Source organism: Ohtaekwangia koreensis, from assembly GCF_900167975.1.
Taxonomy (GTDB): Bacteria; Bacteroidota; Bacteroidia; order Cytophagales; family Cyclobacteriaceae; genus Ohtaekwangia; species Ohtaekwangia koreensis.
Genome location: NZ_FUZU01000001.1, coordinates 2322145 through 2335119, shown reverse-complemented (window position 1 = coordinate 2335119; position 12975 = coordinate 2322145). Strand labels below are relative to the sequence as shown.

The window sequence follows — 12975 nt, the reverse complement described above, 5'->3', positions numbered from 1 at the left end:
TAAGTGCATGTTTCCTTACCTGCCTTCAGCGTCCGTTCACCGGACTTGGGTTTGGCAGGGAAAGGGTTTTTACTATATTAGCCCGCAAAAAATCACAAGCAAGCCACAAAATTAAGAGCGGATGACAGAGATTAAGCAGGTATCAGATATTTTTTTCTGGCTGAACACATCTTTTACTGACAGAACCTGAGCCCTGACTTAATGAAGGATATCAAGTACATCTATAATTCTAAAAGTTGCCAGTATGAGCGCGCGCGGATCACGTGGCGCGATACGGTAGTTACGTCAGCGGGCGTGCTCTTTACGGCCGGACTCCTATTTATAGGGATCGTTTTTGTTCACAACCGCTTTATTACTACGGACTATGAACAACAACTTCGTGCCGAAAACAAAATACTAAAAGAGCACAAACCCATTCTGGAAGAAAATCTCAACAAGATTGAAGAAACGCTGGCCAGCCTCCAGGCTGAAGAAAAAAATCTTTATACTAAACTTTTTAGTACAGCTCCTCCTGCAGAGTCTGCTGCACAAGCTTCACTCTCCAAAGAAAAAGTTCTATTAGCCGATGCTTCTGACTTCGGTTCTATGCTGGAGATGTTGAAAAATCGCTCTGAAGAATTATCAAAAAGAACAACCGATGCGAATGAAGGCATTCGTAGTCATCTGCATATACAGAAAGAAGATGTAACCAATCTGGCGTCACTTCCTTCCGTATTGCCTATTGCAAATATAGAATCCGATAAACTCGTATCCGGCTTTGGTAAGCGTGTTAATCCATTTCATAAAGGAATGTATATACATCCGGGTGTTGATTTTATAGCAGCACGCGGAACAGAAGTACGAGCTACAGCACCTGGTCATGTAAGCAGTATAAATCACAACGACCTGCAAGCGGGTTATGGAAACTCAATTGTGATTGATCATGGCAAGGGAATGTCTACCCGCTATGCTCACTTAGAAGAAATCTCAGTAAAGGCCGGACAGAAAATAACAAAAGGAATGGTGATTGGCACCGTGGGAAGCAGTGGCGGGTCCGTTGCACCCCATCTTCACTATGAAGTTATGAGCAATGGAGATCATGTTGACCCTGTGCTATATTTCATGGAAGGAATCACCAGCAAGCAATATCATCAACTACTGGAACGCAGTAAGAAATCTAACCAGTCGCTCGATTAATGGCACGCATCAAGTATCAATATAATCCTGACACACTGCGCTATGAACCATGGCGTTTAAAAGGAAAATCTCTTCGAATCAGAACACTGGTTCTTTTTAGTGTATCATTATCGCTCGCATTAGTTGCTTATAGTTTCTATACTCAATATGTAGGATCGATCGATGAAATTATACTCAAACAAAAAAATCACACACTGAAAGTTGAATGGCAGTTTCTGCAAGACAGAACTGAAAAGGCGTATGCCGAGCTTCATCAACTGATTGAAAAGGATGATAACAATTACAGAGTAATTCTAGATGCTGAACCCCTGCAGCCCAGTGAACGTCAGGCTGGTGTCGGCGGTAGCATAAAACTTGATACAGAAGCATTTCAGAATTTTCCAATGGTACTTCAGAACTATACATCGGTGGAGAAGCTGAAGCACCAGGTAGATATAGAGGTACAATCGTACGACAAGCTAAAAGATATGATCGAAGATAAACTGGAGGCTTGGGCTTCGCGTCCTGCTATTCAACCGATCAGTAATAAAGAACTTTCGAAATTGCACATGACTTATGGAACTCGCTTCCATCCCATCTTCCATAAATATATGGCGCACAACGGCCTTGATTTTGCTGCTCCGAAAGGAACACCTGTATATGCAACAGGAGATGGAAAGGTAGCGATGGCTTATTTCTCGGGATCATACGGAAATGTAGTATATATCAATCACCACTATAACTTCGAAACGCGTTACGCTCACCTTTCGGCTTTTGCCGTAAAAGAAGGTGATCAGGTAAAACGCGGACAGGTGATCGGCTACGTGGGCAACACGGGGAACTCGGTTGCATCACATCTTCACTATGAAGTTCTCTTCAAAGGGCAACATGTTCATCCGATTAATTTCTTCCAACGCGATCTTAGCAACAAAGAATATCAAAAGCTAATCGAGGTAGGAAGTCAGCAAGAACATCCGCTGGATTAATTACTCACCCTACAAGTATTTCCGTTTCCAGACTTGGTACCAATGTCGGTTAACAGGATAGCGTCTGTGTGATGTTATGTTGTTAAAGAACAACGCAACAATTAACAGAATAGCAACGCCACTCAACACAGGGCTGATCAAATACATATACCCCAGACTCTTTATTTTCTCAGAACCTATAATAGCAATCAATGCTGTAGCTCCACCTGGCGGATGCAATGTTCTGGTGATCTGCATCAATACAATGGAAGATGAAACTGCGAGTGCTGCGGCGAACCATATTTCCGGAACCAGGTAGCGAACAGTAACGCCTACGAAAGCGCAGATGAGATGCCCTCCGATAAGATTTCTCGGCTGCGCAAGCGGAGACTGTATAACACCGTATATCAACACCGAAGATGCCCCAAATGACCCGATCAGGAAAAGATTATCGAGGTCAGAAAACGATCGGCTTTGCAAATATCCAATTAACCCGATCCCTATAAACGATCCTATAAAAGTCCACAGGTGCTCGTTAAAGTCGATTAGCGTTTCCTTGTACATTACGATCTTTAACATGCGCATCCTGCGCTTGATTTTTTTCATGTGCAAAAATAAAAAGGAAGGAAAATAACAGAGGTTAAAATCTGATTAGAAAGATTAATGCTTTGCGGGGTAGTTAAAACTGTTTTTCTTTGCACCTTAAATCGTTGATGATGCGCCTTTTATTCCTTTCCATTTTATCTCTTGCTTCTACTCTTAGCATAGCTCAACAAGTTCAGGATTCCGTTACACTCTCGCAGCAGGATTCGATTCCCTTTGTTCGTAAAGACACCCTGACAATTATTGGTGTTGGTGATATTATGATGGGTACAAGCTATCCGGAAGATAAATTACCACCGAATGACGGAGCCTTTCTGATGAAAGACGTTGAGCCTGTATTACGCAATGCAGATGTAACCTTCGGTAATTTGGAGGGTACGTTGCTCGATGCAGGTGGCACACCTAAAACATGCAAGGATCCTAAAGTGTGTTATGTATTCAGAACACCAACGCGCTATATAAAGAATTTAATCAGTGCCGGATTTGACATGATGAGTCTTGCCAACAATCACGCAGGCGATTTTGGTGAAGCTGGTCGCAGCAGCAGTATGAAAACGCTCGAAGCCGGAGGTATACTTCATGCAGGGCAGATGAATCAGAAGACTGTGATCTTTGAAAAAGATAGTATAAAATATGGATTGGTGGCTTTTGCTCCCAACACCAATTGCGTGAGTTTCAACGATCATGCCGGAGCGGTAGCATTGGTAAAGCAGCTTGATTCGCTGGTCGATATAGTTATCGTTTCATTCCACGGTGGTGCTGAGGGTGCTCAGTATCAAAATATACCCCGTACCAATGAACTTTTTCATGGAGAAAATCGTGGTGACGTGTATAAATTTTCCCATTTAATGATTGATGCCGGAGCGGATATAATTTTTGGACATGGGCCCCACGTGACCCGCGCGGTTGATGTATATAAAGAGCGTTTCATCGCCTATAGCCTTGGTAATTTTTGTACCTATAGGGGAATTAGCGTTTCCGGTGTTAATGGCCTTGCTCCTATTATTAAAGTGTATACCGACAGAACCGGTAAACTTTTTAAAGCAGAAATTACTCCGACATATCAATCGTATGGCACTGGCGTGAAAATTGACTCACAAAAACAAGTGATAAAAAAGATCCAGGAGTTAACTAAAAAAGATCTTCCGGAGTCTCCAGTCCGCATTGATGATAATGGTTTAATTACTTATATTGCTCAGTAACATGGCCTATAAAGAAAAGGAAATCGAAAAGCTTTACTTCTCCATTGGAGAAGTAGCAGAAATGTTCAGCGTTGCTCCTTCACTCATTCGTTTCTGGGAATCTGAATTTGATCTTATCAAACCAAAAAAGAACCGGAAGGGAAATCGCCAGTTTACACGAGAGGATATTGATAATGTAAGAACAATCTATCACCTTGTAAAAGAGAAAGGCTTTACACTTCAAGGTGCAAAAGATATGCTGCGCAATGATACCCAGGCCGTGAAAGATAAAATGGAAATGCTCGATGCGTTAAAGCGCGTACGAACTTTTCTGATCGAGATGCGCGATAATCTTCATTAGAAAAAGAAAAATAGATTTTAGAAAAGCCGATGATATTCACATCGGCTTTTTATTTTTATAGCAAAGTTGTGTATTAGTTATTTATGGATCAGAACAGGTTGGCGTTACTCGCCTTGCATTTTATTCCCGGCATCGGGGATTATACCATCAGACAATTAGTAAGCTATTGTGGTTCAGCTGAAAAAGTATTTAAAACACCGAAGGGAAAACTTCTTAAGATTCCGGGTATCGGTAAAATAACAGCTGATACTATATCGAACGAACTTCCATTTAAGAATGCCGAGAAGGAATTAAAGATTGCCGAAAAAGAGAACACGAGGCTTATCTTTTATACCGATAAAGATTATCCCTATAGGTTAAAGCTCGTCAGTGATGCGCCATCCCTCCTATATGTAAAGGGCAATGTTGATTTTGAAAATACAAAGTCAGTAGCCATTGTCGGTACACGAAAATCTACTGACTATGGTAAGCACCGTGTTGAAGAATTAGTCGAGAGTCTTGTAGCACACCAGGCCTCTATCATCAGTGGTCTTGCGTATGGTATTGATATACTGGCACACAAACAGGCGTTGAAAAAAAATCTTCCAACACTGGGCATCATGGGCAGTGGTATAGATGTCATGTACCCGGCTATACATGCCGATACCGCGCAAAAAATGTTAACCAATGGAGGACTTGTTACTGAAAATCCATTCGGCACAAAACCCGATGCGCACAACTTCCCGGCACGAAATCGAATTATAGCAGGACTTTGTGATGCCCTTGTTGTAGTGGAAGCTGCAGAAAAAGGAGGAGCGCTCATTACCGCAGAGATTGCCAACAGCTATAATAAAGATGTTTTCGCCTTTCCTGGAAATATAGGGCAGAGCTTTTCAGAAGGATGCAACAACCTGATAAAATCCAACAAAGCACACCTGATCAGTTCTGTTAAAGACCTGGAGTATATAATGGGTTGGAATGCTCATGAACAGCTTGTACCGAAAAAAGAAGCGTTCAACCTTGAATCGTATGAGCCCGATGAGCAAGCGGTACTGAAAGTATTGCTTCTGAATAATCACCAGCTGATGATTGATGAACTTAGCTGGCGTTCCGGTTTTCCCATGAGCAAGCTTGCATCTATACTCCTCGGACTGGAATTTAAAAACACGATCTCTACCCTTCCGGGGAAAGTATATAAACTCGCTTTGAAATGAAAAAAGCTACGACACACTCGTGTCGTAGCTTTTGATATATACATTTAAAACTACCGGAGGTCAGTAGCTTCCATCATTATCCTGCGTTCTCTGGTTGCATTTCTCTTTGATGACCTCGTATGCTTTCAAATCGCCAAGCTCACCAGCCTTGCTCAGGTCCAGGCAACCATTCTTCACATCACCAAAATCAATGCGAAGTATACCGCGCATATAGTATGCATCAACATTTTTAGGATTGATCTGAATGATCTTCGAGCAATCGTTTATAGCATCTTCGTATGCCTGTAAAAACTGCTTTGCTTTTCCACGGTTGAAGTATGCTTCTATATAGTTTTCATTGAGTGTAATCGCTGAAGAGAAATCCGCGATGGCACCATAGTAATCCTGCAATTTCATTTTAACATTACCACGTGCGAAAAAAGCATCTGCGAACTTTGCGTTTTTTTCGATGGCGGTGTTATAGTCTTTCATCGCACCATGTCGGTCATCAAACCGGTCCTTAATGTTACCGCGCAGATAGTATGCTACTGAATAGCTTGGATCAAGATCAATTGCCTTGTTAACATTCAGCAACGACTCCATAAACTCATTACGTTCATATAGCTCTCGGCCTTTCTGCGTATACTCCTTTGCGCTTTGAGCAAAGGATATTTCGGAGAGAAGAAGCAAACAAGCAATCAGGATCAAGTTCTTCATATATCTAAGTTTAAACAAAAGTAAACGTTTATTATGGTACCCTATCTGTGAAGTAATATTTTCAATGCTTTGGAAATATTTCATCTGCCATCAGAAGCGCTTCCGCGAAGGCTTCCGCATTCAGACCGGTATGAACGTTGTTTTGTTCAAGGTAAAACAACACGGTTTCGGTGGCGAGGTTTCCTGTGAGATCATCTTTTGCCATCGGACAGCCTCCGTATCCTTTTATAGCGCCATCAAAACGCTTGCATCCAGCTTGGTACGCAGCTTCAATTTTTTCAAGTGCAGTAACCGGAGTGGAATGGAGATGAACGCCTAATTCCAGTGCAGGGTATACGGTTGATAAGGATGTGAAAAGATACCGTATATTTTCCGGGGTAGATACTCCGATCGTATCCGCCAATGAAATAATTTCACAACCCAATGTATGCAGGATACCAACAAATTCACCCACTACGTCTTTATCATAAGGGTCACCATATGGATTGCCAAACCCCATGCTGATATAGGTCACTAATTTTTTATTCGACCGCACACAAATATTTTGTATTTCATGTATAGTATTGAGTGCTTCCGTGATAGACTTGTTTGTATTTCGTTTCTGAAAAGTTTCTGATATGGAAAGCGGAAAGCCCAGGTATGTAATTGCATCAAAGTGAGAAGCATCTTCTGCGCCTCGCGTATTGGCAACAATCGCCAATAGCTTCGATATACTCTTTTCCCACTCGAGTTGCTCCAGTACTTCTGCAGTATCGCGCAGTTGAGGTATCGCTTTTGGTGACACGAAGCTTCCAAAGTCTATGGTATCAAATCCTATTTTTAGCAGTTGATTAATATAGCGTACCTTCTGTGTGGTGGGAATAAACTGTTCAAGGCCCTGCATAGCATCGCGTGGACATTCAATAATTTTCATTGCTGGAAGCGTGGATTAATGTTGAATTAAAAAACAATCAACTATAAATAAAAAACAAGATATGGTCGTGAAGGAATATTTCCAATGTATAAAAACCAGACAAAAGTTACAGCTCCCGTGATATGGTAACTCTAAACCATAGTAAAATACCTACAGTTGTCGGTAGCTAATGCACTTTATCACCCATTTAAATACATTTGTATAATAGATCGCTATATAGTGACTCCAAAACTACCCTAACTTTATGCCACTACCCGAATATGGAGGAACCCTGGGTCAAAAAAGAGCTGCACATTTATTACGCAGAGCTACCTTCGGTGCTACCAAACAGCAAATTGATTCCTTTGCCGGCCTTACTCCAGCCCAGGCTATCACACAACTTTATCGTCAAACGCTTCCTGATCCGGTACTTCCGATTGATCCTAAAACAGGTTCTGAATGGGTGCTATCTGGTATAACACCAGCAAACAGCGAGGGAGGGGCCCTCGAAGAATTCTTGCTGCGCTGGTTCGTTGGCCAGATGATGAACAGTTCGCTCGCGTATTCCGCCCGCGAAAAAGTAGTGTTGTTTCTGCATACACACTTTACCATGCGCACTGAAAAAGTAGACAACACCCGTGCGCTATATTTCCAGAATCAACTGTTTCGAGAATTTGCACTCGATGCTACTACAGCGGATACCGATGTAAACTTTAAAACACTTACAGTAAAAGCCAGTGTCGATAACGCGATGCTTGAGTTGCTGGATGGGAAGCTGAATGTAAAAGGAAGCTTCAATGAAAACTATGCACGTGAGCTTCTCGAATTATATACTATAGGACGTGGACTCGAAGCGAATCCTCCTGCTACCTCTGGTGAAGAGGGCGACTATGGAGTATATAGAGAAGCCGATGTACAAACTGCTGCACGAATTTTAACAGGCTGGGATTTTGATGATACGTTTGGCAACATCGATCCGGATACAAATTTACCGCGTGGCAAAGTAAAAGGAGGTAATACAAATGCATCTGCTCATGATAATGATGCAAGTAAACCTAAACAATTCAGTGATCGGTTTACCAGTGTATTATTTCCCGGCAATGTTATTACACCAGACCCGCTGCTAATGCCGGGAGGTGTACCAACCTTGGAAAGTGCCTTGGATGAGATCACCAAGCTGATCGATTTAATTTACGAACAGCCAGAGACTGCAAGAAATATCTGTCGCAAAATATACAGGTTCTTCCTGTGGGCACCGCATACCGATGCTGAAGTGATGGCTTCTGAAACCATTATTGACCAAATGGCTGCACTCTTCGTTTCGCCTGCTAACAATTTTAAAATTCAACCCGTTATAGAAAACTTGTTACGAAGCCAGCATTTCTATGATGCTGCAGGTGGTGTAACGGACGATGCTTTCGGTGGTTTGATAAAATCACCTATAGATCTGGTGATTGGTACTTTAAAATTCTTCAACGTTTCTGTACCCGATCCAACGCAAGCCGATCAATACTATATGGCTACGGGAGAAGTACTCGGTCAGATCAGAAGACAGGGAATGAACTTCTATAATCCGTATGATGTAGCCGGATATGAAGCATATCATCAGTATCCTATATATCATCGCTTCTGGATTACAACGAATACACTTTCGAGACGCTATGATTTTATTCGTACGCTGCTCGATCCGCAGGGCACACTATATTTCAATGTAAATACCTACGATTTTGTTAAAGCGAATTTTGCAGCGGTAGCTTCCGATTCTGAAGAGCTGGTAAAAGCATTGATCGCCTATCTGTTGCCGCATCACGACTTCCTGGTATATGAAGATCCTAACAATAATCCGGATGCACTCACTGCAAGTCTCACGGTAAAAAGGTTAAACTATTTTTTAACCCGATTCCTGACAGATGTAAATATGGATCCAAAAGGTTATTGGACAACCACCTGGAATCAAGGCACCGAGCTTGCTGAATTACGCGACTGGCTCAACCGCCTCTTCAATGCACTTCTCCAATCACCCGAATATCAACTTGCCTAACCCCTACTCTGTTTATGAATAAGTCGAGAAGAGATTTTTTAAAGAAGCTCCCGCTAGCGATGAGCATTCCCTTTACGATCGGGGGTATATCGATGCGCGCGATGGGACAGAATACATTAACCCGTATGGCCGCTGCTGCCACCAACAATGATCGCGTTTTGATCATCTTGCAGATGCATGGTGGTAATGATGGATTGAATTGTTGTATACCCGTTGCCCAGTATGGTGAATACTATAATAAGAGACCTAACATTGCTATACCGGCAGCAAACAGTTTACGGAAATATATACCACTCGATAGCACACTGGTAGAACAAAATCAAATCGGGTTTCATCCGGATATGCTTGGCATGAAGACCTTGTACGATCAGGGAAGAATGACGGTGGTTCAAGGTGTATCCTATAAGAATAACAATGGTTCTCACTTTCGTGGACGTGATATAACATTCATGGGCGGATCGTATGATGACTATTTACAATCGGGTTGGCTTGGACGTTATCTGCAAGGTGAATATGCACCCTATAAATATCCGGAAGAATTTTTGAATCCTGCTTTTCCACAGAATGAAATGGTCGATCCGCTCGCGATTGAAATTGGAGGCGATGTATCGTTGATCTTCCACCAGGAAGGAAATATACCAACATCCTTTACTTTGTCCGAAGAAGGATTGGATAACCTGGACGACCTCGAAGGATTTTTTGAAGATCAGAGTACAGATCCGCGTGGTATACCTCCGGAATATCTGAAGGATTCATCTTACTATAAAGAACTTAAGTGGATACTGGATCTTGAAGATAAAACAGAAGACTATACCAAACGTCTTACAGAAGTGTTGAATAACAGTTCTGCGACAAACATAGTATATCCTGATAAGTATCCATACAACGCTCCTGCAGGAAGTCTTACCAATGGATTACGAAACCAACTCAAGCTTGTAGCACGGTTGCTCGCAGGTGGTTGTAAGACAAAAGTATTCCTGGTAAAAATCGGTGGCTTCGATACGCATGCTGATCAGGTTGAAAAGTATGATCCTACGATGGGAGGACACGCTGCATTGATGTATCATGTTTCCTCCAGTATGAAAGCTTTTCAGGATGATTTGCGTGCACGCGGATTGGAAGATCGCGTATTGACTATAACTACTTCCGAATTTTCACGAAGAGTAAACTCGAATGCAAGCTATGGCACGGACCATGGCACGGCAGGACCTATGTTTATTTTTGGAAAAGGCGCGCAGCCTGGTGTTGTAGGAGTAGCTTTAAAAACAAATGCTTCTGGTAATAATCTCGAAATGCAGTATGATTACCGAAATGTATACGCGAACATTATGCGTGACTGGATGCAGGTAGATGATGCGAGCCTGAATAAAATATTTCCGGATGCGCAGAATATGAATGATCCGGGCAAAGGCTTGATGACCACCGGTACATCTGACGATACTAAATTTGAACAAATACCGCTTGCGCAGAAAGTTATCACGGGCAACGAAGGATTTATAGGAGATCGCTTTGCACTGGAAGATTGCTACCCGAATCCTGCTAAAGATAGAACCACTGTACATTTCAGAGTGAACAGCGCATACCATGTAAATGTGAATCTGTTTAACCAGGATGGTAAAAAGATGAAAGCCATGGTGGATGGTGTATATGCTCCGGGTGAGCATAAAGTAGAAGTGGATCTTACAGGTTTGCCTGCCGGGAACTATATTTATGAATTGAAGACCGGCTTCTACAAAGAAGCGAAGAAATTAATAGTACTTAAATAGAGCCTAGCCTTTTCAAACAACCCTATGAAAAAATTTTACCTCTCGCTGCTGTGTCTTTTGCTGGCAGCCAACCTCGTGTTGGCACAAAGCAAAAAGAAAAAATCACCGGCAGCCTATAACAAACAGAATAAAGAGAACGAGAAGTTTCTCGAAAAGCAATGGTGGCTTGGTGTTAAAGGCGGCATGAACCTTACGAAGGTGAATGTTGTAACGAATTACGCCATTCTTGCTCCTACCAATTACGATGCTTCCGAAAGTGGAAAGAAGTATAGCAACTTCAATCTGACAGGAAGTCATTTTACAATTGAAGCAACATTTTATTTCAAGCACTTTACATTTAGTCTGCAGCCTACATTTCAGCACAGCCGTTTTGCCTATACCAATCAATATCGATGGACGGATGGAGAGACTGCCACCAATAACGTAGAATTAAATTACGAACAGGAACAAAAGGTAGATCATATACTTATACCCTTGGTGGTAAAATATGAAATGACCAATACCAAGCTTCGTCCTTATTTACAGGCTGGTATTTTCCAGGCATTTCGGGTTGGCGCAACCAAGAGTGTAACAGTTTCCGGAATTGATCAGGCATCGGGTGGACAAAATGAATTTCAGGATGAATCAATCACCGTTGGTGCTAAAGATTTGTTTGCCAAGAAATATTGGGGCTTGTTAGGAGGTGCCGGTTTTTACTATAATCTCGGCAACAATGTTCGCCTTAATTTCGATGTGCAATATAAACTCGGCATGAGCAATGTTGTTTCAGCCGAAAACAGGTATAGCAACGATCGTCTGGCGGGCGTTGGTGATGCAATGGATGATCTCGATATGGATAATCTTTCTATATCCTTGGGATGTCTGTTCCCGCTACGCTTCCTGGAAAGTGGTTTCAAATCGTTAAACCGGAAATAACCCTGACTATGCTAACACGAATATTATCATCCTTATTAATAGTGGTGATGGCACTTACCATCATGCGTTGTGGAGAAGACTCCAACCTGCTTACCGAAACAAAAAAATTCACCTCTATATTTGATAGCAATCAGTTCAGCGAAGGGTTCTCGCCCATCGATATACAACAAACTGCGGATGGCGGTTACGTTGTGCTGGGTGAAAGCAGACTTATTGGAACGCAACTTACAGGTGTATACCTGCTGAAAGCTGACAAGTACGGAAACTTTGTGAAGTTCGTTGATGCGGATACATTGAACAACCCCGTTGCGCGTCTCTCCAAGGTTGCCGATAAATATTATTTCTTCTGCGTGAAGAATAAAGGCACGGATGTGCACCTGGCTTCATTCGATGAGAACCTTGACAATTTCACAACTACTCCATTGGGGTTTGTAAACCCTGCCGCGTCTTTGGCTATAGATCAAGGGCTGCTGCTATACAGCGTGGATATAAATGGGAAACAATCAATTATTTCACTGATCGGTTTAGATGGTTCAACGATAAAACAAAAAGGATATACCATTGGCGATGGAGACGACAGTGAAAAACCATTGAGCGAACATTTTTTAAAAACAGGTAAACAATTTCCATTTGATGTAGGCATGGTCTCTCCGGGCGTTTACTATTTTAATGGATTTTACGACTATACATTTTCATTGATCTTTACCGATATAAATGGTGATGAACCCATTGGTATTATCAGCGGGCAGCAGGATGACGGTGGATTTAGCGCGCTTACTCCACTCAGCTCGAGTAAGTATGCCGCAGCACGCTATAACTTCGGTGATAATTATTTTCTGCCCAATACACAGATCGTTGCAACCGAAAATAGACCTGGTATTGACTTAGGTGGATTGTCTTTACCTGAACTGATATCGGAAACGAAAGTGAAGATCCTTCGCTCCGTTGTAAAAGAAAAAAATGTATTGATCTACGCTGCCGATACACAAACACGTCAGATTGGATTATATTTTTATGATGAAGCTACCGGAGCGTTTATAGGAAGCAAGTATCTTGGCTTCTCGAATCCATTCACGATCGGAAATTTAATCAACACAGAAGACGGAGGCATTGCAGTATGCGGCACAACGTACCTCGCTGGACGCTTTCCACGCATCAGCATCTTTAAACTTTCGAAGGAAGAAGTTGCATCGAACGTGAAGTAGTG

The 12975-nt window shown here is 42.1% G+C and carries 12 protein-coding genes; 9 read left to right on the top strand and 3 right to left on the bottom strand.

What is annotated here, in order from left to right:
• Nucleotides 1-201: 201 nt before the first annotated feature.
• A complete protein-coding gene (locus B5Y40_RS09445) occupies nucleotides 202-1176 on the top strand; it encodes a M23 family metallopeptidase (protein WP_079686429.1) in 975 nt (324 codons plus the stop codon).
• The gene (locus tag B5Y40_RS09440) at nucleotides 1176-2141 is read left to right on the top strand and encodes a M23 family metallopeptidase (RefSeq protein WP_079686428.1); all 966 of its coding nucleotides are present in this window, start codon (nucleotides 1176-1178) and stop codon (nucleotides 2139-2141) included. Before B5Y40_RS09445 ends, B5Y40_RS09440 begins: the two co-directional genes overlap by 1 nt.
• A gap of 9 nt (nucleotides 2142-2150) precedes the next feature.
• Here B5Y40_RS09440 and B5Y40_RS09435 read toward each other — a convergent pair whose 3' ends face one another.
• Nucleotides 2151-2726 (bottom strand): HPP family protein, encoded by a 576-nt coding sequence (locus B5Y40_RS09435; RefSeq protein WP_317043550.1) that lies wholly within the window; start codon nucleotides 2724-2726, stop codon nucleotides 2151-2153.
• A gap of 107 nt (nucleotides 2727-2833) precedes the next feature.
• Here B5Y40_RS09435 and B5Y40_RS09430 point away from each other — a divergent pair, with 107 nt between their 5' ends.
• The 3 genes from B5Y40_RS09430 (at nucleotide 2834) to dprA (ending at nucleotide 5458) form a co-directional block, all read left to right on the top strand.
• Nucleotides 2834-3925 (top strand): CapA family protein, encoded by a 1092-nt coding sequence (locus B5Y40_RS09430; RefSeq protein WP_221408883.1) that lies wholly within the window; start codon nucleotides 2834-2836, stop codon nucleotides 3923-3925.
• Between the two features lies 1 nt (nucleotide 3926).
• Complete coding sequence (locus B5Y40_RS09425) at nucleotides 3927-4265, top strand: MerR family transcriptional regulator (protein WP_079686427.1); 339 nt, start codon at nucleotides 3927-3929, stop codon at nucleotides 4263-4265.
• Between the two features lie 83 nt (nucleotides 4266-4348).
• A complete protein-coding gene (dprA, locus tag B5Y40_RS09420; protein WP_079686426.1) occupies nucleotides 4349-5458 on the top strand; it encodes a DNA-processing protein DprA in 1110 nt (369 codons plus the stop codon).
• A gap of 60 nt (nucleotides 5459-5518) precedes the next feature.
• Here dprA and B5Y40_RS09415 read toward each other — a convergent pair whose 3' ends face one another.
• Nucleotides 5519-6154, bottom strand: coding sequence for a tetratricopeptide repeat protein (locus B5Y40_RS09415; protein WP_079687137.1), 636 nt, complete (start codon nucleotides 6152-6154; stop codon nucleotides 5519-5521).
• Between the two features lie 61 nt (nucleotides 6155-6215).
• Nucleotides 6216-7067 carry a hydroxymethylglutaryl-CoA lyase gene (locus tag B5Y40_RS09410; RefSeq protein ID WP_079686425.1) on the bottom strand — a complete coding sequence of 284 codons (852 nt, stop codon included), beginning with the start codon at nucleotides 7065-7067 and terminating at the stop codon, nucleotides 6216-6218.
• 244 nt (nucleotides 7068-7311) lie between these two features.
• Here B5Y40_RS09410 and B5Y40_RS09405 point away from each other — a divergent pair, with 244 nt between their 5' ends.
• Genes B5Y40_RS09405 through B5Y40_RS09390 form a run of 4 tightly spaced genes read left to right on the top strand, consistent with a single transcriptional unit; the run spans nucleotide 7312 to nucleotide 12973 of the window.
• Nucleotides 7312-9087: a DUF1800 domain-containing protein gene (locus B5Y40_RS09405; protein ID WP_079686424.1), complete on the top strand. Its 1776-nt coding sequence runs from the start codon at nucleotides 7312-7314 to the stop codon at nucleotides 9085-9087.
• Nucleotides 9088-9101: 14 nt separating this feature from the next.
• Nucleotides 9102-10853 (top strand): DUF1501 domain-containing protein, encoded by a 1752-nt coding sequence (locus tag B5Y40_RS09400; protein ID WP_079686423.1) that lies wholly within the window; start codon nucleotides 9102-9104, stop codon nucleotides 10851-10853.
• Nucleotides 10854-10877: 24 nt separating this feature from the next.
• A complete protein-coding gene (locus tag B5Y40_RS09395; RefSeq protein WP_079686422.1) occupies nucleotides 10878-11768 on the top strand; it encodes a porin family protein in 891 nt (296 codons plus the stop codon).
• Nucleotides 11769-11776: 8 nt separating this feature from the next.
• Nucleotides 11777-12973: a hypothetical protein gene (locus B5Y40_RS09390; protein WP_143785676.1), complete on the top strand. Its 1197-nt coding sequence runs from the start codon at nucleotides 11777-11779 to the stop codon at nucleotides 12971-12973.
• The last annotated feature ends 2 nt before the right edge of the window (nucleotides 12974-12975 follow it).